Origin of the sequence: Allokutzneria sp. A3M-2-11 16, from assembly GCF_024213555.1 — a bacterium.
Classification (GTDB): Bacteria; Actinomycetota; Actinomycetes; order Mycobacteriales; family Pseudonocardiaceae; genus Allokutzneria.
In genome coordinates this window covers 993,070-1,015,894 of record NZ_JANAVO010000001.1, presented here as the reverse complement: position 1 = coordinate 1,015,894, position 22,825 = coordinate 993,070, and the positions used below count along the sequence as shown (strand labels likewise).

25 protein-coding genes are annotated in these 22,825 nt (G+C 71.4%); 16 read left to right on the top strand and 9 right to left on the bottom strand.

The features are described 5' to 3' along the window. Nucleotides 1-17: 17 nt before the first annotated feature. Nucleotides 18-797, top strand: a complete 780-nt coding sequence (locus NLX83_RS05075) for a TIGR00730 family Rossman fold protein (RefSeq protein ID WP_254236083.1) — start codon at nt 18-20, stop codon at nt 795-797. On the opposite strand, the gene NLX83_RS05070 is transcribed toward NLX83_RS05075, so the two are convergent. Together NLX83_RS05070 and NLX83_RS05065 are read right to left on the bottom strand one after the other, a co-directional pair. Further along, on the bottom strand, nt 794-1,354 hold the full coding sequence (locus tag NLX83_RS05070; protein WP_254233700.1) for a GNAT family N-acetyltransferase: 561 nt from the start codon (nt 1,352-1,354) through the stop codon (nt 794-796). The two genes, NLX83_RS05075 and NLX83_RS05070, sit on opposite strands and share 4 nt — an antisense overlap. Before the next feature lie 19 nt (nt 1,355-1,373). Then, nucleotides 1,374-2,951, bottom strand: coding sequence for a CocE/NonD family hydrolase (locus NLX83_RS05065; RefSeq protein WP_254233699.1), 1,578 nt, complete (start codon nt 2,949-2,951; stop codon nt 1,374-1,376). Nucleotides 2,952-3,157: 206 nt separating this feature from the next. On the opposite strand from NLX83_RS05065, the gene folP reads away from it, so the two are divergent. The 7 genes from folP to NLX83_RS05030 are packed head-to-tail and all read left to right on the top strand — an operon-like array spanning nt 3,158 to nt 7,245. Further along, nucleotides 3,158-3,973 carry a dihydropteroate synthase gene (gene folP, locus NLX83_RS05060; RefSeq protein ID WP_256563358.1) on the top strand — a complete coding sequence of 272 codons (816 nt, stop codon included), beginning with the start codon at nt 3,158-3,160 and terminating at the stop codon, nt 3,971-3,973. A gap of 12 nt (nt 3,974-3,985) precedes the next feature. After that, nucleotides 3,986-4,930, top strand: coding sequence for a glucosyl-3-phosphoglycerate synthase (locus NLX83_RS05055; protein WP_254233697.1), 945 nt, complete (start codon nt 3,986-3,988; stop codon nt 4,928-4,930). Then, entirely contained in the window at nt 4,927-5,265 is a 339-nt protein-coding gene (locus NLX83_RS05050) for a PadR family transcriptional regulator (RefSeq protein WP_254233696.1), read from the top strand. Before NLX83_RS05055 ends, NLX83_RS05050 begins: the two co-directional genes overlap by 4 nt. Then, nucleotides 5,247-5,891, top strand: a complete 645-nt coding sequence (locus tag NLX83_RS05045; protein ID WP_254233695.1) for a permease prefix domain 1-containing protein — start codon at nt 5,247-5,249, stop codon at nt 5,889-5,891. Before NLX83_RS05050 ends, NLX83_RS05045 begins: the two co-directional genes overlap by 19 nt. 39 nt (nt 5,892-5,930) lie before the next feature. Beyond that, nucleotides 5,931-6,257 (top strand): DivIVA domain-containing protein, encoded by a 327-nt coding sequence (locus tag NLX83_RS05040; RefSeq protein WP_254233694.1) that lies wholly within the window; start codon nt 5,931-5,933, stop codon nt 6,255-6,257. Further along, nucleotides 6,254-6,697 carry an SRPBCC family protein gene (locus NLX83_RS05035; protein WP_254233693.1) on the top strand — a complete coding sequence of 148 codons (444 nt, stop codon included), beginning with the start codon at nt 6,254-6,256 and terminating at the stop codon, nt 6,695-6,697. Before NLX83_RS05040 ends, NLX83_RS05035 begins: the two co-directional genes overlap by 4 nt. Continuing rightward, nucleotides 6,694-7,245, top strand: coding sequence for a DNA-3-methyladenine glycosylase I (locus NLX83_RS05030; RefSeq protein WP_254233692.1), 552 nt, complete (start codon nt 6,694-6,696; stop codon nt 7,243-7,245). Before NLX83_RS05035 ends, NLX83_RS05030 begins: the two co-directional genes overlap by 4 nt. A gap of 257 nt (nt 7,246-7,502) precedes the next feature. Here the strand turns inward: NLX83_RS05030 and NLX83_RS05025 are convergent, their stop codons facing one another. Both NLX83_RS05025 and NLX83_RS05020 read right to left on the bottom strand, forming a co-directional pair. Next, a complete protein-coding gene (locus NLX83_RS05025) occupies nt 7,503-8,315 on the bottom strand; it encodes an enoyl-CoA hydratase-related protein (protein ID WP_254233691.1) in 813 nt (270 codons plus the stop codon). 19 nt (nt 8,316-8,334) lie between these two features. After that, a complete protein-coding gene (locus tag NLX83_RS05020; RefSeq protein WP_254233690.1) occupies nt 8,335-9,132 on the bottom strand; it encodes a PaaX family transcriptional regulator in 798 nt (265 codons plus the stop codon). A gap of 196 nt (nt 9,133-9,328) precedes the next feature. On the opposite strand from NLX83_RS05020, the gene NLX83_RS05015 reads away from it, so the two are divergent. Next, nucleotides 9,329-9,496 (top strand): DUF3117 domain-containing protein, encoded by a 168-nt coding sequence (locus NLX83_RS05015; protein ID WP_075944083.1) that lies wholly within the window; start codon nt 9,329-9,331, stop codon nt 9,494-9,496. 124 nt (nt 9,497-9,620) lie between these two features. Beyond that, the gene (locus NLX83_RS05010; RefSeq protein WP_374118656.1) at nt 9,621-11,075 is read left to right on the top strand and encodes a leucyl aminopeptidase family protein; all 1,455 of its coding nucleotides are present in this window, start codon (nt 9,621-9,623) and stop codon (nt 11,073-11,075) included. Between the two features lie 113 nt (nt 11,076-11,188). On the opposite strand, the gene NLX83_RS05005 is transcribed toward NLX83_RS05010, so the two are convergent. After that, nucleotides 11,189-12,091, bottom strand: coding sequence for a LysR family transcriptional regulator (locus NLX83_RS05005; protein ID WP_254233688.1), 903 nt, complete (start codon nt 12,089-12,091; stop codon nt 11,189-11,191). A gap of 66 nt (nt 12,092-12,157) precedes the next feature. Here NLX83_RS05005 and NLX83_RS05000 point away from each other — a divergent pair, with 66 nt between their 5' ends. Next, on the top strand, nt 12,158-13,363 hold the full coding sequence (locus tag NLX83_RS05000; protein WP_254233687.1) for an MFS transporter: 1,206 nt from the start codon (nt 12,158-12,160) through the stop codon (nt 13,361-13,363). Here the strand turns inward: NLX83_RS05000 and NLX83_RS04995 are convergent. Beyond that, nucleotides 13,290-14,762, bottom strand: a complete 1,473-nt coding sequence (locus tag NLX83_RS04995; protein WP_254233686.1) for a hypothetical protein — start codon at nt 14,760-14,762, stop codon at nt 13,290-13,292. The genes NLX83_RS05000 and NLX83_RS04995 overlap by 74 nt on opposite strands. 96 nt (nt 14,763-14,858) lie before the next feature. Continuing rightward, nucleotides 14,859-16,022: a glycogen synthase gene (gene glgA / locus NLX83_RS04990; RefSeq protein WP_254233685.1), complete on the bottom strand. Its 1,164-nt coding sequence runs from the start codon at nt 16,020-16,022 to the stop codon at nt 14,859-14,861. Between the two features lie 114 nt (nt 16,023-16,136). Here glgA and glgC point away from each other — a divergent pair, with 114 nt between their 5' ends. Next, the gene (gene glgC / locus NLX83_RS04985; protein WP_254233684.1) at nt 16,137-17,354 is read left to right on the top strand and encodes a glucose-1-phosphate adenylyltransferase; all 1,218 of its coding nucleotides are present in this window, start codon (nt 16,137-16,139) and stop codon (nt 17,352-17,354) included. 1 nt (nt 17,355) lies between these two features. Here glgC and NLX83_RS04980 read toward each other — a convergent pair whose 3' ends face one another. Continuing rightward, nucleotides 17,356-18,003 carry an O-methyltransferase gene (locus NLX83_RS04980; RefSeq protein ID WP_254233683.1) on the bottom strand — a complete coding sequence of 216 codons (648 nt, stop codon included), beginning with the start codon at nt 18,001-18,003 and terminating at the stop codon, nt 17,356-17,358. A 252-nt stretch (nt 18,004-18,255) separates the two neighbouring features. On the opposite strand from NLX83_RS04980, the gene sigE reads away from it, so the two are divergent. The 4 genes from sigE to tatB all read left to right on the top strand — a co-directional run bounded on the left by sigE (nt 18,256) and on the right by tatB (nt 21,561). Next, a complete protein-coding gene (sigE, locus tag NLX83_RS04975; protein WP_254233682.1) occupies nt 18,256-18,843 on the top strand; it encodes an RNA polymerase sigma factor SigE in 588 nt (195 codons plus the stop codon). Between the two features lie 16 nt (nt 18,844-18,859). Then, nucleotides 18,860-19,486 (top strand): zf-HC2 domain-containing protein, encoded by a 627-nt coding sequence (locus NLX83_RS04970; protein ID WP_254233681.1) that lies wholly within the window; start codon nt 18,860-18,862, stop codon nt 19,484-19,486. Nucleotides 19,487-19,576: 90 nt separating this feature from the next. Continuing rightward, nucleotides 19,577-21,073: a S1C family serine protease gene (locus NLX83_RS04965; protein ID WP_254233680.1), complete on the top strand. Its 1,497-nt coding sequence runs from the start codon at nt 19,577-19,579 to the stop codon at nt 21,071-21,073. Between the two features lie 65 nt (nt 21,074-21,138). Next, nucleotides 21,139-21,561, top strand: coding sequence for a Sec-independent protein translocase protein TatB (gene tatB, locus NLX83_RS04960; protein WP_254233679.1), 423 nt, complete (start codon nt 21,139-21,141; stop codon nt 21,559-21,561). A 100-nt stretch (nt 21,562-21,661) separates the two neighbouring features. Here the strand turns inward: tatB and NLX83_RS04955 are convergent, their stop codons facing one another. Then, nucleotides 21,662-22,807: an Mrp/NBP35 family ATP-binding protein gene (locus tag NLX83_RS04955; RefSeq protein WP_254233678.1), complete on the bottom strand. Its 1,146-nt coding sequence runs from the start codon at nt 22,805-22,807 to the stop codon at nt 21,662-21,664. Between the last annotated feature and the right edge of the window lie 18 nt (nt 22,808-22,825).

Below are 22,825 nucleotides of genomic sequence, written 5' to 3'. Positions count from 1 at the left end.
TCATGAGGGTGAACGAGATGACCAACGACAACGCGAAGTCCCGCAGTGGCGGGAATCCCCCGGAACGGCAGCGGGGGCCGGTGACCTTGCGCGGCGAGTCCCGTGTCGAGGCCACCACGACCGACCAGCGGCTGCTCGACTCCCGAGGTCCGTCCGACTGGGTGCACACCGACCCGTGGCGGGTCATGCGCATCCAGGCCGAGTTCGTGGAGGGCTTCGGCGCGCTGGCCGAGCTGCCCCGCGCGGTGACGGTGTTCGGTTCCGCCCGCACCCGCGAGGGCCACCCGGAGTACGCGATCGGCCAGACGCTGGGCAAGGCGCTGGCCGAGGCCGGGTTCGCGGTGATGACCGGCGGCGGTCCCGGCGCGATGGAGGCGGTCAACCGCGGTGCCCAGGAGGCGGGCGGGCTCTCCGTCGGCCTCGGCATCGAGCTGCCCTTCGAGCAGGGCCTCAACCCGTGGGTCGACCTCGGGGTGAACTTCCGCTACTTCTTCGTCCGCAAGACGATGTTCGTGAAGTACTCGCAGGCGTTCATCTGCCTGCCGGGCGGGTTCGGCACGCTGGACGAGCTGTTCGAGGCGCTGACCCTGGTGCAGACCAAGAAGGTCACCAAGTTCCCGGTGGTGCTCTTCGGCAGCGAGTACTGGGGCGGCCTGGCGGACTGGTTGCGGGACAGCGTGTTCAAGAGCGGCAAGATCGGCGAGAAGGACCTCGGCCTGGTCCACGTCACCGACGACGTCGACGAAGCCCTCCAGATCGTGAAGGACGCCTACAAGGCGTGGGAGGACGCGCACTAAGGACGCGCGGCGGGCGCGGACCGCGCCCGCCACTCGTCCAGCACCATCGCGAAGACGTACTCCTCGCGCCACCCGTCCTCGTCGAGCGCGGTTCCGATGAAATGCGCTTCGCGGCGCATTCCCAGTCGTGCCAACAGGTTCGCCGATGCGGTGTTGCGCGCCGAGCACCGCCCGACGATCCGGTACAGGTCCAGCTCCTCGAAGCCGTACCGCAGTGCCGCGCGGGCGGCCTCCGTCGCGAATCCCTTGCCCTGGTAAGCGGGATTGAGGATGTAGCCGATCTCGCCCTGACGGTTCTCCTTGCTGCGCCAGACGAGTTCGACCTGGCCGATCACGGTTCCGGGGCCGGTGAGGACCACGGCGAGGCTGAGGCAGTCGCCTTCCTCGCGCAGCTCGTTCTCGCTCACGAGCCGCTCGACGGCGTCCCGCACCTGTCCCCGGCCGCGGGGCTCCCAGCGCATGTGCCGCGAGACTTCCGGCAGGCGTTGGTAGGCCCACACGTCGTCGGCGTCGGTGCGCTGGAAGACCCGCAGGACCAGCCTTTCCGTCGTGATCACCGGTCCAGCGTAGGACGGGTCAGCCGAGCGGGATGTCCAGGTAGGAAGGTGAGGCGGCGGGCGAGGTGAACGTCAGCCGCTCGCCGAGCGCGGTCTCCGACGAGTACCTCGGGTCCTTCGTGTCGATCACGAGAACCAGCCGGTGCCCCGCGTCGAGGTCGTGCAGGACCGGCTGCAACGTGAAGTCCAGCTGCTGGGCCGCACCGGCCGTGCGGTCGACGAGCGTGACCGGCTTGTGCGAGAGCAGCCGCCCGATCCCGGCCCCGTCGACGTCGTAGAGGTAGGCGAACAGCGAGGTGTCCGGCGCGCTCGGGGTGACCGTCACGTGCAGCTTCGGCGTACCGGAAACCGTTGTGCGCCTTGACATCTGCTCGGTCTGCCAGACCCCGGCGTTGAGCCTGCTCACCGCGGGCAGCCAGCCTGCGATCGGCAGGCCGATCTGCGTCGCGCCCCCGGCGAGCAGCAGCGGGCCGGAGTCCGCGACCGTGTCGATGCCGCCGTTGGCCGTGTGCGTCCAGCCGGTCTTCGCGCTCGTCGCCAGCTCGCCGGTGCGTCCGATCAGCGGGTTCACGTCGCCGAGGTAGCGCCTGCTGGTCGAGGCGGTCAGGGCGGACCAGCTGGTGAAGTTGCGCGCGGCACCACCGATGGTCGGCTTCAGGCGCACCGGCGGCTCCGCGTCGACGCCGTTGTCGGTGCCGCGGAGGTAGTGGTCGAGCCAGCGGTAGGTCGTCTCCCAGGTGTCGTTGGGCAGTCCCGCGAGGCCGACCGCCTCCGGCGTGGCGTGGTCGCCGGGAGCCAGTTCGAGCCGCTTCGGACCCCGGAGGCCGTTGAACAGCTCCACCACCTGGTCGGGCGGGAACAGGCCGTCCTGCCACGCGTTGGCGATCAGCACGGCGGGCTTGTTGGCGTTGAGCTGCGCCAGTTTCCGGCCGGGGCTGCGCGGGGCCGCCCAGGTCTTCACCGGCTCCCGCTCGTTGGCGAGCACGTTGGCCAGCATCGCGTCCAGCTCCGGGCCGAAGCGGCCGGTGAGCTTGCCGGCGGCACCGAGCATCGCGATGCCCTGCGCGCTCCAGGTGTCGTTGGCGCCCAACGACTTCTCCAGGTCCGACCAGGTGCTCAGCGCGGCGACGGCCTTGATCCTCGGGTCGGCCGCCGCGGTCAGCAGGCTGAAGCCCGCGCCGTAGGAGATGCCCGCCATGCCGATCCTGGTGGCGGAGGCGGGCGTGTTGGCCAGCGCCCAATCGATCACCGCGCGGGCGTCGGCCACGTCGTTGGCGCTGCCGACCTCGACCTCGCCGCCGGAGGTGTAGAAGCCGCGGGCGGTGTAGGAGACCACCACGTAGCCGCGCTCGGCGAGCTTGCGGGCGGGGATCTCGTACTCCAGCGTGGGCGCGGCCCAGCTCGCCGGTAATACGACAAGGGGATGTTTTCCGGTACTTGCCGGGGTGTAGACGCGGGCGGTGAGCGCGACCCCGTCGCCGGTGGGGATTCGGTCGTACCGCGCGGTGAGTCCGGCCGCCGTCGCCTGCGGGGCGAGGGCGGTGGTCAGGCCGAAGGTGAGTAACGCTGCCGTGAGCAGGGAGGACAGGCGTCGCACGGGATTCTCCTGGTGACTTGTCGCCGGTGACGTGAGTCACAGTGGTCTGAGCAGTACACGGCTACCTACTGGCAAGTAGCAAGAACGTGTGACCCGCTTCACGTTCACCGCGGCCCGATCGGGGGATAGCGCCGCCTGGCACGATCGGGCGGGTGACTCCGTTGAAGTTCGGCACCCGCGAGGTGCCGGGGAATCGCGCGCTGGTGATGGCGATCGTCAACCGCACCAGGGATTCCTTCTACGACCGTGGCGCGACCTTCACCGATGACACCGCGATGGCCGCGGTGGACAGGGCGATCGCCGAGGGCGCGGACATCGTCGACATCGGCGGGGTCAGAGCGGGGTCCCACGGGGAGGACGTGAACGCCGCCGAGGAGGCCCGCCGGGTGGTGCCCTTCGTCGCCGCGGTCCGCGAGCGCCACCCGGGCGTGGTGATCAGCGTGGACACCTGGCGGCACGAGGTCGGCCGGGCGGTCTGCGCCGAGGGGGCCGACCTGCTCAACGACACCTGGGCGGGCGCCGATCCCCAGCTGGCCGAGGTCGCGGCGGAGTTCGGCGTCGGCATCGTCTGCTCGCACACCGGCGGCCTCGCGCCGCGCACCGACCCGCACCGCGTGCGCTACCGCGACGTGGTCGCCGAGGTCGCCGACGAGGTGGTCGCGCTGGCCGAGCGGACGGCCGGGCTGGGCGTGCCCAAGGAGGGCATCCTGATCGACCCGACGCACGACTTCGGCAAGAACACCTGGCACGGGCTGGAGCTGCTGCGGCGGCTGGACGAACTGGTCGCGACCGGCTGGCCGGTGCTGATGGCCTTGTCCAACAAGGACTTCGTCGGCGAGACCCTGGGCGTCGGCCTGCGCGAGCGGATCGACGGCACGCTCGCCGCCACCGCGGTCGCCGCGTGGTCCGGCGCGCGGGTGTTCCGGGCGCACGAGGTCGCCAGGACCCGTCAGGTGGTGGACATGGTGGCCAGCATCGCCGGGACCAGGCCGCCCGCCGGGGTCCTGCGCGCGCTCGCGTGACAGGGTTGGCCCGTGCAACCCTGGTTCGACGAGAACACCTGGCAAGATCCACAGTGGACGGTTGAGGACCTGTTGGCCCGCAAGGGTTCTCAGCGGATCAGCGTCGTGCTCCCCGCGCTGGACGAGGAGGCCACGGTCGGCGCGATCGTCACCGCGCTGGTGCCGCTGCGCGGCCTTGTCGACGAGCTGGTCGTGGTGGACTCCGGTTCCACCGACCGCACGGTGGAGATCGCCGCGGCGGCGGGCGCTCGCGTGGTGCGCCGCGAGGACGTGCTGCCGGACCTGCCACCCGTTCCCGGCAAGGGGGAGGTGCTGTGGCGCTCGCTCGCCGCGACCTCCGGTGACCTCGTGGTGTTCCTGGACTCCGACCTGGTCGACTTCGACCCGGGCTTCGTCGTCGCGCTGCTCGGGCCGCTGCTCACCCGCCCGGACGTCCACCTGGTCAAAGGGTTCTACCGCCGCCCGCTGCGCCTGGAGAGCTCCGGCGGCGGGCGCGTCACCGAACTGCTGGCCCGGCCGGTGCTCTCCGCGCTGCGCCCCGAGCTCTCCGGGATCATCCAGCCGCTCGGCGGTGAGTACGCGGCGCGCAGGTCGTTCCTTGAGTCGGTGCCGTTCGCGGCGGGCTACGGCGTGGAGATCGGCCTGCTGCTGGACGCGCACACCCGCTTCGGCCTCCCCGGGCTCGCGCAGGTCAACCTGGGGGTGCGCAAGCACCGCAACCGATCGCTGGCGCAGCTCGGCGTGATGGCGCGGCAGATCCTCGGCGCCGCGTTGTCCCGCTGCGGGGTCCCGGAAACCGACAGCGCGGACTTCGTCCAGTTCGCTCAGAACGCGGGGGAGTGGCTGCCGGACACCACGATCGTCCCGCTCGCCGACCGGCCGCCAATGCGTGCCGTCCTCGGGATAAGTAGCGGAGCTACCCTGAACGAGCGCGGAGCACTACACTTCCCGGTGTGAAGTCAGACGCCTTGCGCGGGCATTTGGACGCTCTGCTGCTGGCCACCCTGGACGGCAGGGAACTGCACGGATACGCGATCATCGAGGCGTTGCAGCTGCGCAGCGGCGGAGCGCTCGACCTACCCACCGGAACCGTCTACCCGGCGTTGCGCCGCCTGGAGCGCGCGGGTTTCGTGCGCAGCGAGTGGAGCACCGTCTCCGGCAGGCACCGGCGCACCTACAAGCTCACCTCGTCCGGCGAACGCGAACTGGCCAACCAGCGCACGGCGTGGCGGGAGTTCACCGTGGCCATCGAAGGCGTGCTCGGGAGCGGCCCATGGCCGGCCAAAGCCTGATCGACGACTACCTCGATCGACTCGGAGCCCGGTTGGACGGGCCCCGGGGCGCGAAGGCCGACCTGCTGGCCGAGGCCAGGAACGGCCTGGAGGACGCCGCGTCCTGCTACCGGGACGCGGGTTTCCCCGACGCCACCGCGCAGGCCCGCGCGGTCGCCGAGTTCGGCCCGCTGCCGCTGATCGCCGACGAGTACCAGGAAGAGCTGGCGGTGGCGCAGGGCGCGCGCACGATGCGGGCGCTGCTGGCGGCGATGCTGGTGGTGCACGTGCTCTTCATGGGGCGTTGGCCCACCTCGCCGTCGTGGGTTCCAGTGCTGGCCACGGCGGTGAACTACGCGTGGGTCGTGGTGGCCGTGCTCGGCGTGCTCGCGCTCGTCGGCGGTCCGCGGTTGCGCCGGTGCCAGCGGTCCGGGCGGTCCTTCGGGCGGCTCGCCGGATCGTTCAGCACCGGGGCGCTGACCGCCTGCGTGGTGCTCCAAGGCACGTTGATCACCGCGACCGCGTACTTCAACCTCGGCCTGCTGCTGTCCCCGGCGATCCTGGCGACGCTCGGCATCGGCCTCGTGGTGATGGTGCGGCTGGTCGGGATGACCCGCCGATGTTTCACCGTGTCGGCCGCGGCCTGAGGGCTGCCTGCCGCGGTCGTTCGTGCCACGATCTTCGGCGTGACCACCGCTCTGATCTACCTCCTGATCATGATCCTCGTGGCCGCAGTGGTGTTCCTGCTGGCATCACTGGTTTTCGGCCGCGGCGAGGAACTGGCCCCGCTGCCCCCGGGCGCGTCGCCGACCCAGCTGCCCGCCGCGGGCGCGCGTGGCGACGACCTGCGCGCTTTGCGGTTCCAGCAGGCCGTGCGCGGTTACAAGATGTCCGAGGTGGACTGGGTGCTCGACCGGGTGGCCGGGGAGATCGACGCGCTCCGGGCGCGCGTGGACGAGCTGGAGCGGCAGCTGCCCGCGGCCCCGGAGTTCTCGGAGGACGCCCGGCAGTGACCAGGCTCGTTCGCCAGGTCGGCATCGCCGCGCCGGTGGAGACCGTCTGGGCGGCGGCAACCGACTGGGACCGGCAGCACGAGTGGATGCTCGGCACGACCGTGCGCGTCACCAAGGGAGACGGCCGGAGCGTCGGTTCCACGCTCGCCGCGTTCACCGGCAGGGCGGGCGTCGGCTTCACCGACCACATGGAGATCACGGTGTGGGATCCGCCGCACCGCTGCCACGTTCTGCACACCGGCTGGCCGGTACGCGGACCGGGCGTCTTCGCGGTGCGGCCGGACGGGGCGGGGCGGTCCCGGTTCGTGTGGGGCGAGGACCTGCACCTGCCCCTCGGCGTGCTGGGCCTCCTCGGCTGGCCGGTCGTGCGGCCGTTGGTTGTCGGTGGTGTGCGGTACTCCTTGAACCGGTTCGCCGAGTTCTGCGAGGAGTACACGTGAGTGCCACCGACGTCCGGACGCGCTGCGGATGGGTTACCTCAGCACCGGAGTACATCGCCTACCACGACACCGAATGGGGCGTTCCGCTGCGCGGGGAGCGCGAACTGTTCGAACGGGTCAGCCTGGAGGCATTCCAGTCCGGGTTGTCGTGGTTGGTGATCCTGCGCAAGCGGGAGAACTTCCGCACCGCGTTCGCCGGGTTCGACCCCGCCGTCGTCGCGGAGTTCGGTGACGACGACGTGGCACGCCTGCTCGCCGACGCGGGAATCGTGCGCAACAGAGCCAAGATCGACGCGACGATCGGCAACGCGCGGGCCGTCGCCGGGCTCGACGTCCCGCTGGACGAGCTGCTCTGGTCCTTCGCCCCGCCGACCTCACCGCGACCGTCCACTTTGGCCGATGTGCCCGCCGTGACGGCCGAGTCCAAGGCGATGGCGAAAGAGCTGAAGCGACGTGGCTTCCGCTTCGTCGGCCCGACAACGTGCTACGCGCTGATGCAGGCCACCGGCATGGTCAACGACCACGTGACCACCTGCTGGCGCGCCTGACCGACCGGAGTTGGGGCGTCTTCAAGTACCCCCGACCCCCCTCCCACGCATCGCAAACCACCACCAACCCCGAGCGGCACCGGAGGTTGGTCGTCGTTTGCGATCGTTGGAGCGGGGGTTCGGTGGTCTTGAAGACGGGGGAACCCGTGCCCTGCGTGTCGTCAACCACCACGAACCCTGAGCGGCACCGGGGGTGTGTGGTGGTTGACGATCGCTGGGGAGGGGGTTGGTGGGTCTTGAAGACGGGGGAACCCGGGTCACTGGCCGGTGAAGCGGGCCTCACGTTTGCCGACGAAGGCTTCCACGGCCTCGCGGTGGTCGGCGGTCTGCCCGGCGGCGGCTTGTGCGGCGGCCTCCTCGGCCAGCGCTTCGGTGAGGTCCGCGCTCGCGGCGGTCAGCATCTCCTGCTTGATCCTGGCGTAGGCGGTGGTCGGTCCCGCGGCCATCCGCGCGGCCAGTTTCTGCGCCTCCGCAAGCACTTCTCCGTCGTCGACGACGCGGGTGACCATGCCGATCCGCAGCGCCTCCTCCGCGCCGACCGGTTGCGCCAGCAGCATCAGTTCCATCGCCCGGCCGTAGCCGATCAGCCTCGGCAGCGTCCACGACGCGCCCGAGTCCGCGGCCAGCCCGACGTTGGCGAAGGCGAGCAGGAACTTCGCCGAGCGCGCCGCGACGCGCAGATCGCACGCGTAGCTCAGCGAGGCACCGGCACCCGCCGCGGTCCCGTTCACCGCGGCGATCACCGGCTTCGGCATCCGGAAAAGCGCCTGGGTCAACGGGTTGTAGTGCTTCTCGACCGTGCTCAGCGGCGCGGGATCGCCGTCCGAGAGCAGCCGCACGTGCTCCTTGAGGTCCTGGCCCGCGCAGAACGCCCGGCCCGCTCCGGTCAGCACGAGTGCCCGCACCGCGGGATCGCCCGCCGCGTCGTGCAATGCCGCGAGCAACTGTTCCTTCAGCCCGACGGTGAGCGAATTGAAGGCATCCGGCCGATTCAGGGTGAGCGTTCGGACGCCGTCGCTGTCGCCGACCAGAAGTTCGGCATCGTGATTATTCTCACGGTCCAGTCCCACGCTGATCTCCGTTTTCCGCTCAGGCGCTCGATGATGTTCGGGTGTTGCCCAGACAGCTCTCGATGAATTCGTTCGTGGCCACCGCGAGCCGTTCGGTCTGCTGGTCGAAGAACCGCGCCGCGGTGTGCCCCGGCCAGTCCGGCGGCAGCAGTTCCGGGGGCAGGCTGGGATCGCGGAAGAGGAACTTTCGCCAGGCGTGCAACAGTTCCTGGGACACGGCGAAGGCGGCGGGCTGGCTCTCCGTGTCCACTGTGGACACTCGGCCGGACCAGTCCTCGACGAAGCGCTGGTAGTCCGCTCCGAGCGCGTTGAGGTCCCAGGCCCGCCCGGCGAGCTCGGCGTCGTCGCCGTCGTGCTCGCCGTGGAAGATCCGCGCCGCCGCGCCCTCGACCGCGAGCAGATCGGTCAGTTCCGGTGACGGGCGTGGGGAAATCCAGGTGACCGGACCGAGTTCGCCGTAGCCGATCAGCTTCAGCGAGGAGGTGAGCTGGTCTCGCCTCGGCCGGGCCGGGAGGTCTTCGAGCACGACCACGTGCCACCGACCATCCCAAGTGGACGGTCGAGTGCGGAACACCCTGGCGCTGGCCTCGTCCAGGCGTTTCTCCGCGCGAGCGGTCATCGCGTAGCCCGGTCCCGCGGGCAGCCGCACCGGCCGCAGCCAGCCCTGCCGGACGGTGCGCGAGACCGCGGTGCGCACGGCTGGTGGTGCGAATCCCAGTGGTTCGAGTAACCGCACCAGGGCGGCAATGGTCGCGGTGCCACCCCGCTGTCTGAGGTGTCCACCGTAGACATCGAACAACGCCGAACGTGCCCGCACGAAGGGCGATTTTGGCAGTGAATTGCCTGCTCGGCCACCACCCCGGAACGGACGCGCGCCGTGGCCTTGTGCATCGACGAAGACACGAAGTGATCGGTTCGGTTTCTCCCGTGCGGCCATATGGGGGAGAATGAGCGCCATAAGCGGCACGTCGGGGGATGTGTCGTGGGGAAGAAGTTGACGGAGGGAGCACGCTATGGCGGCCATGAAGCCCCGGACCGGCGACGGTCCCCTTGAGGTCACCAAGGAAGGACGCGGCATTGTGATGCGCGTTCCGCTGGAAGGTGGGGGCAGGCTCGTCGTTGAGATGTCGGCAGAGGAGGCCAGCGATCTAGGCGACGCACTGAAGGCAGCCGCCGGCTGATCCCACCGCCCAGTCCTGGCTGGGCGCGGCCCGGCCACCCCGCAGTCCACCGAGTCCCCGGCGCGTCCCGCACGCGACCCGGGGACTCGTTGTCGTGAAGTCGTCCCGCTCTCGAGGAGTGCCCGTGCCCCCGGTGTCGCCGTCCGTGCCCACCCCCTTGCCGCGTGTGTCGGTGACCACCAAGGCCCGCCGTGACGGCCTGCGCGCTTTGATCGCGGCCGCGGGCCCGGAGCTGCGGTCCGGCGCCCTGGACGTGGACCTGCTCGGCGCGCTCGCGGTGACCGGCGCCGCGGCCGAGGTCAACCCGCTCCCGTTGACCAAGGGGCCCGGCTGGCTGGTCGGCGTCGGCGACGGCGCCCCGCGCGACTGGCGCGCCGCCGGTGCCGCACTGGTGCGCGCCGCCACCGCGCGAGCCCGCGAGCTGGACGAGGCGCCACGCCCGGTCCAGGTCGCGCTTCCAGGTGATCTTGAGCCGGAGCTGGCGGCCGAGTTCGCCCTCGGCGCCACCCTCGGCGGGCACGAGCTGAAGATCAGCGGTGAGCGCCCGCACCGGGTGAAGGCCGTCGAGCTGCTCAGCGACTCCCCTGCGGTGGCCGAGGCCGTCGCCCGCGCGGTGGTCCTCGCGGAGGCGACCGCGCTCGCCCGCGATCTCGCGGGCACTCCCTCCAACGTGAAGGACCCGGCCTGGCTGGCCGAGACCGCGCGCAAGACGTGCGCCGCACTGGACGTGAAGATCCGCGACGAGGCGTGGCTGGCCAAGCACGGCTTCGGCGGTGTCCTCGCGGTCGGCGGCGGCTCGGTCCGCCCGCCCCGACTGATCGAGCTCTCCTGGAACCCGGCCGCGGCGAAGGACACCCCGCACCTGGTGCTCGTCGGCAAGGGCATCACCTTCGACACCGGCGGCATCTCGATCAAGCCCGCCGAGGGCATGCACCTGATGCGCACCGACATGTCCGGCGGCGCCGCGGTGATCGCCGCGCTGCGCGGTATCGCGGCGCTCGGACTGCCGATCCGGGTGACCGGTCTCGTGCCGTGCGCGGAGAACCACGTGTCCGGCTCGGCCTACCGCCCCGGCGACGTCGTGCGCCACTACGGCGGGACCACCACCGAGGTCACCAACACCGACGCCGAGGGCCGCATGGTGCTCGCCGACGCGCTGGCCTACGCCGTGCGCAAGCACGACCCGGACGTGCTCGTCGACGTGGCCACGCTGACCGGGGCGATGAAGGTCGCGCTCGGCCTGCGCACCGGTGGTCTCTTCGCGACCTCCCCCGAGCTGGCCAAGCGGATCACCACCGCGGGCGCCGACGCGGGCGAATCGTGGTGGGAGATGCCGCTGCTGGAGGCGCACGCCGCCGACGTCCGCAGCGAGATCGCCGACCTCCGGCAGTGCCCGCCCGGCCCCGGTGGAGTCACCGCCGCGCTGTTCCTCCGCGAGTTCGCCGCCGACCTGCCGTGGGCGCACCTGGACATCGCGGGCCCGGCGCGCGCGGAGAAGCCCTACGACGAGGTGAACCCCGGCGGCACCGGCTTCGCCGCCCGCACCTTGATCAACCTCGCCGCCTCCTACCTCCCCTGACTCCCACCCTCCGTCACCACCCCTTACCGACCCAATGTGGCATCGGTTACGTCTGACGAAACAAATGCCACATTGGGTACGTAACCGCTGGGGGTGGGGGTTGCTGAGAGTGGTCAGGGGTGGGCGTGGGAGACGGCGAAGTCGCGGAAGGCCCGGCCCGCGGCGGGGATGGGGCGGCCGGCCACCCAGGCCAGGCCGACGGTGCGCGTGGGGCGCGGAGTGATCGCCAGCTCGACGACGCCCCGGGCGGGCGGGTCCGCGCGGGGCAGCACGGCCACTCCGAGGCTCGCGCTGACCAGGCCGCGCACGGTGTCCACGTCATCGCCCTCGAAGGCCAGCCGAGGGGTGAAACCCGCTGCGGCGCAGACCTTGTCGGTGATCTGGCGCAGGCCGTAGCCGGGCCGCGTCGTGACGAACGCGTCGTCGGAGACCTCGCGCAGGCGCACCCTGCGCCGGGCCGCGAGGCGGTGATCGGCGGGGACGGCGAGCACGAGTTCCTGTTCCACCCAGGGGCGGGTCTCCAGGTCGGGCTCGTCCACCGGCATCGGTGAGGTCAGCGCGAGGTCGATGGCGCCTTCCCGCAGCTTCTCCAGCACCGTCGGGTGGGCGCCCTGCATCAGGGTGAAGCGGACGGTCGGCCTGCGGAGCTTGAACTCCCGCAGCAGCGCGGGCACCCACGGCGACATCGTCCGCAGGAAGCCGAAAGCCACGTGACCGCCCTTGGGGTCGGCCTCCTCGGCGGCGCGGCGGCAGCCCGGTTCCAAGGCGCCGAGCGACTGGGTTGCCGCGTCGACGAGCATGCGGCCCGCGCGGGTCAGCTGGACGCCGCGACCGGAGCGCACCACGACCGGGGCGCCCAGGGAACGGCCCAGTTCGGCGAGCCAGCGGCTGACCGTGGGCTGCGGGACCCCGAGGCGCTCGGCCACGCGGGTGATGTGCTGCTCTTCGGCGAGGGCGCGGAGCAGGCGCAGTCGCGGTGCCAGCTCGGTGACCAGCCGTTCCACCCGATCATCCATGAATGAGTAATTTACCGTCGAATTCAGTATTGGACGTATTAAAGCTCGCCTGCCAGCGTGTTTGTCGTGGTTCAGCAGAGGAATCGACGCATCGGTCTGGCCGTTCTCGCGGCCGGTCTTGCGACCTTCGCCGTGCTCTACGCGCCGCAGCCGGTCCTCCCGCTGCTCGCCGCCGAGTTCCGGCTCGGCCCGGGTGAGGTCTCCGCGGTGCTGAGCGTGGCGACGCTGAGCCTCGCGCTGGCCGTGCTGCCGATGGCCGCGCTGTCGGAGCTCCTGGGCCGTCGGCCGATGATGCTCGCGTCGGTGGCCGCCGCCGTGCTGATCGGGCTCGCGCTGCCGCTCGCGCCGGACTTCGGCACGCTCATCGCGCTCCGCGCGGTGCAGGGGGTCGCGATCGCGGGGTTGCCCGGAGTCGCAATGGCTTACATGGCAGAGGAAATCGGACTCGCGGGCCTCGGCGCGGTGATGGGGCTGTACGTCGCGGGGAACACCACGGGAGGCATGTCCGGCAGGTTGCTGGCCGGAGTGCTCGGCGATGTCGTCGACTGGCGGGCCGGGCTGTTCGCGGTCGCGGTGCTCGCCGCGTTGTGCGCGGTGGCGATGGCGCTGCTGATGCCCGCCTCCCGTGCGCAGGCGCAACGGAGCTCACTGCTCACCGGATTACGTGGAGCCACAAGGGATTCTGGGCTCTACGGGCCGTACGCCGTGGCATTCCTCGGTATGGCGGCGACGGTCGCGGTGTACAACGTGATCGCGTTCCGGTTGATCGCGGACCCGTTCCGGCTCACGCCCGGCCTCGTCGCGATGGTCTTCCTCGGCTACCTGTTCGGCGGAGTCGCTTCCGCGATCGCGGGCCGCATGGCCGACCGGCTCGGCAAGCCGCCGGTCTTGCTCGCGGCACTGGGAACCGCGGTCGTCGGCATGCTGATGACGTTGCCGGACAACCTCTTTCTCGTACTGCCGGGCATCGCGCTGCTGTCGGCGGGGTTCTTCGCCGCGCACGCCGTCGCGAGCAGCTGGATCGGCGCCCGCGCCGCGCCCGGAGCACGGGCGCAGGCGTCGGGTGTGTACCTGCTGGCCTACTACCTCGGCAGCAGCATGGGCGCGTCGGTCGCGGGCTGGGTGTACGGCGCGGGCGGGTGGACGCCGGTGGCCGTGGTCGGTTGCGGCTGGCTGGTGCTGGCCGGGCTGGCCGTCCTCACGGTTCGAGCCGCAGGTCGATCGGCGCCCCGGTCGGCGCCAGCTCCAGCTTCCCCAGCGCGGGCAGGGTGACCGAGCCGGTGTCGATGGTGACCTGCGCGGACGCGAGGTCCGCGGGCACCTCGAAGACGACGGCGGACGGGAACAGGCCGCCGTCGTAGCGCTTGCCCGCGATCTTCGCCTTGCCCCCGCCGGGCAGCAGCAGCGCGATGCGGTCCGCGGTCAGGTACCCGGCGAGTTCCTCGGGCAGGCCGTTGCCGGTCACCTGGAGCTGGACCTCCAGCAGGGCCTTGTCGGTGGCCGCGGGCGCGATCAGGCCGAGCTTGCCCGACTCCGGCTGCCGCACGGGGCGCTGCCAGCCGAGCCGGACCCCGCCGATGCGCAGACTGGCCGTGCCCGAACCGCCGCGGGCCTTGAAGGACAGCGACTGCGTCGCGTCCGGGGACTTCGTCGGGCCCAGCTTCCGGCGCAGCACCGCGGGCAGGTCGTAGGCGGGCTTGCCGCTCGGCAGCTCGACGGCCTGCTCCAGCAGCGACTGGACGTTGGAGTTGAGGACCAGCTTCGGCGGTGCCCCGTCGCCCTGCTCGGGCAGGGTGAACACGACGAAGATCGACCCGGCGTCCGGCAGCTGCGCCTTGGGCAGGTCGCGCCAGCCCCCGGGCAGGTCCAGCGCGATCCCCGGCACCGGCGCGCCCCCGTTGACCCACGGGGCCGACTTGAGGTCCTCGTCGAGCCGCTTGCGGTCCACGTGCAGGCGCAGCACCCACAGCCGCTGCCCGCGCTCCGGGTGCAGCAGCCCGCCGTTGTCCGGCAACGGGAAACTGCCGGGCATACCCCAGCCCTTGCCTTCCACCGAGGCGAAATCGTCGCGCAGGTGAATGGCCGCGGCGTCGTTCAGACCGAGTTCGACGTTGCTGCGCTTTCCGTCATCGGGCAGCACGGCCAGATAACCCGGACCGGCATTGCGTTCGCTCTGCGCATTGGGTTTCCGCGTGGCGCCGTCCGGCCGCACGATATCCGTTCCCGGCGTCGTGGCCTGGCCGGGAGCGGGCACCTTGGGCTCGTCCAGTTCGATCCGGTCGCCCTTCGTCAGCACCGGGATCGGGATCCAGTCCGGCGCGGGTCCGGTTCCGGGGACCTGGATCGGCCCGCACCACAGCTTCGGCTCGACGGGCACGTAGTACTCGCCCTCCTCCGCTTCGGCGCGGGCGAACCAGCACTGCACCGTGCCGTCGCCGGACCTGGCCACGCGCTGCTGCTCGATCGCCGTGGCGACGGCCGATTCGCCCGCCCGCAGCAGGGCGTCCGCGTTCGGCAGGCGATGCCCCTGCAAGGTCACCTCGATGGGCCCGCTCGGCTTCGGGGCCGGCTGCGGCGTCGGCGGAGGCGTGGGCTCCTGGGGGAGGCCGCAGCCCCCGGCCAGTGCCAACAGCAGCACGAGCACCGCCTGGCCGTGACGAGGACGCGACACCAAGGAGCTCTCCGGTAGCGAGTGGGAAAAGGAACCCGACTACCTCAATGCGCGCGAGAGCCCTCTCCGGTTGCACCGCGCCAAACTTCCTGATCTCTATTTGCGGCCGGAGTTCGCCGCGTGGTAAACGGCGACCGTCTGCTCGGCCACGCTCGCCCAGGAAAACTCCTGCACAGCGCGCTCGCGCCCGGCCGCGCCCATTTCGCCCGCGCGGTCCCGGTCGCCGAGCAGTTCGTTCACCGAATCCGCGAGTTGTGTGTGGAACGTCTCGGTGTCGTGCTCGTCGTAATGCGCGAGCAGTCCGGTGCGGCCGTGGTCGACCACCTCGGGGATGCCGCCGACGTCGGAGGCCACCACGGCGGTCCCGCACGCCATCGCCTCCAGGTTCACGATGCCCAGCGGCTCGTAGACCGAGGGGCAGACGAAGACCGTGGCGTGCGAGAGGAACTGCCGGACCTCGGCGGGCTGGAGCATCTTCTGGATCCAGAAGATCCCCGGCCGCGCGGCCGCGAGCTCGGAGACGGCGCGCTCGGTCTCCGCGGCGATCTCCGGGGTGTCCGGGGCGCCCGCGCACAGCACGATCTGCGCGTCCTGGTCGATCCGGTGCGCCGCGGCGATCAGGTGGCCGACGCCCTTCTGCCTGGTGATCCGGCCGACGAAGACCACGGTCGGCCGGTCCGGGTCCACCCCGTAGGCGCGCAGCGCGTCGTGCTCGGCGACCGGGTGGTATGCCTGGGTGTCGATGCCGTTGCGCACCACGTGCACGCGGGCCGGGTCCAGCGCGGGGTAGCAGTCGAGCACGTCGGCGCGCATGCCCGCGCTCACCGCGATGATCGCGTCGGCCGACTCGTACGCGGTCCGCTCCACCCACGAGGAGAGCTGGTAGCCACCGCCGAGCTGCTCGGCCTTCCACGGCCGCCGCGGCTCAAGCGAGTGCGCCGTCACCACGTGCGGAATCCCGTGCAGCACCTTGGCTATCTGGCCCGCCATGTTCGCGTACCAGGTGTGCGAGTGCACCAGGTCCGCGCCTTCGACCGCGGCGACCATGGACAGGTCCACCGACAGCGTCTGCAACGCCGCGTTGGCCCGCTCCAGGCCCGCCGCGGCGGTGTGGGCGTGAGCGTCCGCGCGGGCGCCGCCGAAGCAGTGCACGTCCACGTCGATGAGCTCGCGCAGCCGAGGAACAAGGAAACCGACGTGTACCCCGGCCCCGCCGTAGACCTCCGGCGGGTACTCGCGGGTCAGCAGTCCGATGCGCACGCCGGGAAACGCTAGCCGCTCTGCGGCAGCCGGGTGAACGTGGCGCGACACCTGGCGAAGCCGTGACCCGATGCGGTGGCCATCCGGTGATCTGCCCGGATAGGGTCACCGACTGTGAAGGGGCAGCCTCACGTCCTCGGGATCGTGCTGGCCGGTGGCGAAGGGAAGCGGCTGTGGCCGCTGACCGCCGACCGGGCCAAACCTGCGGTGCCCTTCGGCGGCAACTACCGGCTCATCGACTTCGTGCTCTCCAACCTGGTCAACGCGGGTCTGACGCAGATATGCGTGCTCACCCAGTACAAATCGCACTCGCTGGACCGGCACATCTCCACCACCTGGCGGCTCTCCAGCGTGCTCGGGCAGTACATCACCCCGGTCCCGGCGCAGCAGCGGCTCGGCCCCCGCTGGTACACCGGCAGCGCGGACGCGATCTACCAGTCGCTGAACCTGGTCTACGACGAGAAGCCGGACTACATCGTGGTCTTCGGCGCGGACCACGTGTACCGCATGGACCCGTCCCAGATGCTGGAGCAGCACATCGCGACGGACGCGGGCGTGACCGTCGCGGGCATCCGCGTCCCGCGCGCCGAGGCCAAGGCGTTCGGCTGCATCGACTCCGACGCCAGCGGCCAGATCACCCGCTTCCTGGAGAAGCCCGCGGACCCGCCGGGGACGCCCGACGACCCCGAGGTCACCTTCGCCTCCATGGGCAACTACGTCTTCAGCACCGACGCGCTGCTCGACGCGCTGCGGGAGGACGCGGCCAACCCCGACTCCGACCACGACATGGGCGGCGACATCATCCCAGCGCTGGTCGCCGCGGGCCGGGCCGCCGTCTACGACTTCGCCGACAACGTGGTCCCCGGGGAGACCGAGCGCGACCGCGGCTACTGGCGCGACGTGGGGACCATCGACGCCTACTACGACTCGCACATGGACCTCGTGTCCGTGCACCCGGTCTTCAACCTCTACAACCAGGCGTGGCCGATCCGCACGGCGACGCCGCCGCTGGCCCCCGCCAAGTTCGTCCAGGGCGGGATGGCGCAGGACTCGATCGTCGGACCCGGCACGATCATCTCCGGCGCCCAGGTCACCAACTCGGTGGTGGGCGCCGGCGTGATGATCGAGGCGGGCGCGCAGGTGGACGGCAGCGTGCTGCTCCCCGGCGTGCACATCGGCAAGGGCGCGGTGGTGCGCCGCACGATCCTGGACAAGAACGTGATCGTCCCGGACGGCGCGCAGATCGGCGTCGACCTGACGACCGACCGCGAGCGCTACACCGTCAGCAACGGAGGCGTCGTGGTCCTCGGCAAGGGCGTCCGCGCCGAGTAGTTCAGCGCTTCGCCGCGGCCAGGAGCCCGTCGCCGACCGGCAGGAGCACCGGGACCACGCGTTCGTCCTCGCGCGCGAGCCGCGCGACCTCGCGCAGCGCGTTCGTGGCCAGGTCCTGCTCCGTGGGGTCCGCGACGCGGCCGCCCCACAGCGCGTTGTCGAAGACGATCACTCCACCGGGGCGGAGCAGGCGGACGCCCTCTTCGAGGTACTTCGGGTACTCCGCCTTCGCCCCGTCCACGAAGACCAGGTCGTAGCCGCCGTCGGTGAGCCGAGGCAGCACGTCCAGCGCCTCGCCGTGGATGAGCCGGGTCCGCCCGGCGGGGAAGCCCGCGGCGGCGAACGCCTGGCGCGCGGCGCGCTGGTGCTCCGGCTGGATGTCGATCGAGGTGAGCACGCCGTCCTCGACCATGCCGCGCAGCAGCCAGATCCCGCTGGTGCCCGCGCCCGTCCCGACCTCGACGACCGCCTTCGCCTGCAACGCCGCCGCCAGGAAGCTCAGCGCGGCGCCGCCCGTCGCACCGATCGGGGAGCACCCGAGCTGGCAGCCCCGCTGCCGGGCGAGGCTGAGCACCTCGTCCTCCACGAGGTAGTCCTCCACGTACTCGCGAACCGCCGGCGCGAAAAGGGACGGGGTGTCGGCTGCCACGCGTGCAGGTTAGCGCCGCCACCCGCACCCCGTTGACGAACGTCACCGGTCCGGCTTTCTCAGGCTGCTCTCAGCCGACTCTCAACATCGCCACACCAGAGTGGGGCACCGTAAGCCGTGTAGAAGAGCGAAGAGAACTCGGCTCTGCCTCACTCGTGAACATGGCACCGGTCACTCACGGGAACACAGCGGGTCTCCTCAACGTTCACGAGTAGGGCAGACAAGCCCGCCATGGAGGTGCCTTCCCGCCCGATGCGAACGCAGCCTTTGACCCCGGCGACGACAGCCGGTGCGACGACCGTGACTCCCGACCCGGCCAACTGGACGCCGCCGTCGTGGGACGACGTGGTCCGGGAGCATGCGGACCGCGTCTACCGGCTGGCCTACCGCCTCACCGGCAACCAGCACGACGCCGAGGACCTCACCCAGGAGACCTTCATCCGGGTCTTCCGCTCGCTCGCCTCCTACAAGCCGGGGACGTTCGAGGGGTGGCTGCACCGGATCACCACGAACCTGTTCCTGGACATGGCGCGCAGGCGCACCCGGCTGCGGATGGAGGGGCTCCCGGAGGACACCGACCGGCTCGCGGGCAACGACCCGTCGCCGGAGCAGGTCTACTCCGACACGCACCTCAGCCCGGACCTGCAGGCGGCGCTCGACGAGCTTCCGCCGGAGTTCCGCGCCGCGGTCGTACTGTGTGACGTGGAAGGTCTGTCCTATGAGGAGATCGGCGCGACGCTCGGCGTGAAGCTGGGCACCGTCCGGTCCCGCATCCACCGTGGACGGCAGGCGCTGAAGGCGGCGCTGGAACGCCGTCGGGCCCAGGAGGACTTTGCATGACCCCGGAGATCTCGTCATGAGCGATCTGCGCGCTTGGGCTTTCGCCGAGCAGCACCTGAACCCGGACGCGCTGGTCGCGTTCGTCGACGGTGAGCTCTCGGCGCTCGCGCACGACAGGGCGTCCGCGCACCTCGCGCGGTGCTCCTGCTGTGCCGCGGAGGCCGCCGCGCAGCGTCAGGCTCGTGCCGCGGTGCGCACGGCGCACATGCCGGGCCTGCCCTCCGGGCTGCTGGACAGCCTGCGTTCCATCCCGCAGCAGGTCGAGCTCCCGCAGGGGCCCGACGAGCTCGCGGTCACCCCGGACGGCCAGCTCGTCGCGGTGCTCCGGCCGTCCCGGATGCGCGCGAGCGAGCCGCCCGCCGGGCTGGGATCTTCGCCGATGCTGGGTTCCTCGCCGATGCTGGGCGAGGGCTCCTCGGTGCTCGGCCGCCGCCGTCAGGGCACCGGGGTGGTGGTGTCCGGGCTGGTGCTCGGCGTCCTCGCCCTGGTCAGTCCCGCCGTCAGCGATCTGGTCGACAACCAGTGGTCGACCCCGCCGCAGCCAGGAGCCCGCGCGCCGGAACCCGCGCCAGGTGTCCTGTCGTCGCTGAACTCCCTGTCCCCGAGCGCGGCCACGTCCTTCGGCGGGCTCCTGGGGCGCTGAGGCGACCCCCGCTACGCGGACTTCACCGCCCACCAGGCACGCTAGGGGCGCTTCAGCCCTGTCAGGACCGCGCCGCACGCCCGGGGAACGATGAGCCAGCAGCCCAACCACCGCCAGCCGCCGAACGCCCGCGGGCACAACCGCCTCGGACCGCGTCCGCTGGAGCAGCCGCCCGTCGATCCGACGCAGGCGACCGCTTTCGGGCGTCCGGCCGGGGTGGACAGCGCGTTCGCCCCCAGGGCCGACCGGGAGCGCAACGGCAACTTCCAGCTCGTCGCCCCACCGCCCGAGGCCCTGGCGAAGGCGTTCAGCCGCCCGCCGGGCAACGGGGAACTGCTCCAGCGCCCGCCGGGCGACACCGGCGGTGTCGCGCCCGAGGCAGACCCGGAGCAGGCGCTGTGGGCGGGCAACGGTGGCGGCTGGCGCGATCCCACCGCGGGCGCGGCCCTCGGCCCACCCGCCGTGTCCACCGACGAGAAGCCCGAGCCGGTGGTCGTCCGCGAACACGGCGCCCGGCTCTCCGCCCGCGAACTGCTCTTCGGCCGCAGGCTGTCCACCTCGGGCACGCTCGCGCTGGCCGGGATCGTGCTGCTGATCGCCGCGATCGGCGGAGTCGTCGGACGGCTCACCGCCGAGGACGGCGGCGTGCTGACCAGCTCCGGCGTCACGCTCTCGCCGGTCGGCCCCGGCGTCGAACGGCCACCCGGCTCGGTCTCCGACGTGGCCAAGCGGGTGCTGCCCTCGGTGGTCTCGATCGAGGTCGTGCTCGGCGACAAGGGCGGGACCGGCTCCGGCGTGGTGATCGACGGCCAGGGCTACGTGCTGACCAACAACCACGTCGTGGACATGGCGGTGAACGCCCCGGCCGCCAAGGTCGAGGCGATCTTCTCCGACGGCAGCCGGGTGCCCGCCAGGGTCGTCGGCGCCGATCCGAAGACCGACCTCGCGGTGATCAAGGTCGAGGTGCGCAACCCGACCGTGGCCCTCCTCGGCCGCTCCGCCGACCTCCAGGTGGGCGACGCGGTGATCGCCGTCGGCGCCCCGCACGGCCTCGCGGGTACGGTCACCACGGGCATCGTCAGCGCCAAGAACCGGGCGATCCGGCTGGACACCGACCTGGTGATCAACGCGATCCAGACCGACGCGGCGATCAACCCCGGCAACTCCGGCGGCGCGCTCATCGACTCGCGCGGCGCGCTGATCGGCATCAACACCGCGATCTACAGCACGTCGAAGGGCTCCATCGGCCTCGGCTTCGCCATTCCGATGGACGAGGCGACGCAGATCGCGCAGTCGCTGATCCGGACCGGCTCGGTGAAGCACGCCGACATGGGTGTGGACTCCAAGTCGGTGACCGCGGACACCTCCAGCGGCGCCCAGGTGCAGAACGTGCGCCAGGGCGGGGCCGCGGCGGCCGCGGGCATCCAGGAGGGCGACGTGATCACCAAGGTCGGCGAGCGCGCCATCGCCAACGCCGACGACCTGGTGGTGGCGGTGCGGCAGCGCAAGATCGACGAGACGGTGCCGGTGCAGATCGTGCGGCAGGGGCGCCAGCTGACCCTGAGCGTGACGCTGAAGTCGGACTGAGCGGCGGCTGACCTCGACCGGTGCGCCAACTAGGCTGACCGGGTCGGTGATGAGGAGGTGCGGGGTTGTTCGAGAGCATCGGTTGGCTGGAGATCCTGGTCCTGGTGATCGCGGCCCTGTTCATCCTCGGGCCGGAGCGGCTGCCGGAGGCGGCGAGCTGGCTCGCCCGCAACATGCGCAAGGTCCGCGACTACGCCACGGGCGCCCGTCAGCAGCTGAAGTCGGAGATGGGCTCGGACTTCGACGAGTTCCGCAAGCCGATCGAGGACCTGCGCGACCTGCGGAACAACCTCAACCCGCGGCAGGCGGTGCGCAACTTCTTCGAGGACGACGGTCACGACTACCGGGGCAACGGCAACGGCAGCTACGCCGCGCCCGCCCCCTCCGGGGACCCCACCCCGCCCTCCTCCTCGTCCCCTTCTTCATCCCCACAGCAACGCCCCCTCTCCTACGGCGAACGCCCGCCCTACGACCCCGACGCCACCTAACACCCCCCAGGGGTATCCCGTTTCGTACTCATAGCCGTACAGAGAGCGCTCCCATGGGCGGCTAAGAGTACGAAACGGGCACAACCACGCTGGGACGGGACTAGCGGCCGGCGGGGGTGACGGAGAGCATGCGTCCGGCGAGGCCGCGCGCGCGGGTGCCCAGGCGCTTGGCGACGTCGCGCAGGACCTGAGCCGCGGGGGCCTCGGGATCGGAGATCACCAGGGGCACGCCCGCGTCGCCTGCTTCGCGGAGGCGGGTGTCGAGGGGGACCTGGCCCAGCAGCGGGACGTCGGAGCCGACGGCGCGGCTGAGGGAGTCCGCGACGGTCTGACCGCCGCCGGTGCCGAAGATGTCCATGCGGGAGCCGTCGGGCATCTCCAGCCAGGACATGTTCTCCACGACGCCGACCACGCGCTGGCGGGTCTGCAGCGCGATCGCGCCCGCCCGCTCCGCGACCTCGGCCGCCGCCTGCTGCGGGGTGGTCACCACCAGGATCTCCGCGTTGGGGATCAGCTGCGCCACCGAGATCGCCACGTCGCCGGTGCCCGGGGGCAGGTCGAGCAGCAGCACGTCGAGGTCGCCCCAGAACACGTCGGCGAGGAACTGCTGCAGCGCGCGGTGCAGCATCGGCCCGCGCCAGACCACCGGGGTGTTGCCGGGGGTGAACATGCCGATGGAGATGACCTTCACGCCGTGCGCCTGCGGCGGCATGATCATCTTCTCCACCTGGGTGGGCTTGCCGTCCGCGCCGAGCATCCTGGGCACCGAGTGGCCGTAGATGTCCGCGTCGACCACTCCGACCGACAGCCCGCGCTGGGCCAGCGCCGCGGCCAGGTTCACCGTCACGCTGGACTTGCCGACCCCGCCCTTGCCGGAGGCGACGCAGTAGACCCTGGTCAGCGAGCCCGGCTGGGCGAACGGGATGACCGGCTCCTTGGCGTCGCCGCGCAGCTTCTGCCGCAGCTCGGTGCGCTGCTGGTCGCCCATCACGTCCAGGCTCACCCGGACCTCGCGGACGCCGGGCACCTGGGACACCTCGGCGGTGACGTCCTTGGTGATCTTGTCGCGCAACGGGCAGCCCGCGACGGTCAGCCACACCACGACCGACACCACCCCGTCGGCGACGACGGAGACGTCCTTGATCATGCCCAGTTCCGCGAACGGCTTGCGGATCTCCGGGTCCTGGACGCGTCCCGCGGCCGTGCGAACGGCCTCGATGTCGATGGTGGTCACGAGTGCGGACACCGACCTTCCGGTACCGAT

Bases quoted from the DNA above. Each gene is read 5' to 3' on its own strand.
- folP (WP_256563358.1), top strand. From the start codon at position 3,158: ATGGCGATCGTCAACCGCACCAGGGATTCCTTCTACGACCGTGGCGCG.
- NLX83_RS05005 (WP_254233688.1), bottom strand. From the start codon at position 12,091: ATGGATGATCGGGTGGAACGGCTGGTCACCGAGCTGGCACCGCGACTG.
- NLX83_RS05015 (WP_075944083.1), top strand. From the start codon at position 9,329: ATGGCGGCCATGAAGCCCCGGACCGGCGACGGTCCCCTTGAGGTCACC.
- NLX83_RS05045 (WP_254233695.1), top strand. From the start codon at position 5,247: ATGGCCGGCCAAAGCCTGATCGACGACTACCTCGATCGACTCGGAGCC.
- NLX83_RS05075 (WP_254236083.1), top strand. From the start codon at position 18: ATGACCAACGACAACGCGAAGTCCCGCAGTGGCGGGAATCCCCCGGAA.
- NLX83_RS04965 (WP_254233680.1), top strand. From the start codon at position 19,577: ATGAGCCAGCAGCCCAACCACCGCCAGCCGCCGAACGCCCGCGGGCAC.
- NLX83_RS04970 (WP_254233681.1), top strand. From the start codon at position 18,860: ATGAGCGATCTGCGCGCTTGGGCTTTCGCCGAGCAGCACCTGAACCCG.
- sigE (WP_254233682.1), top strand. From the start codon at position 18,256: ATGCGAACGCAGCCTTTGACCCCGGCGACGACAGCCGGTGCGACGACC.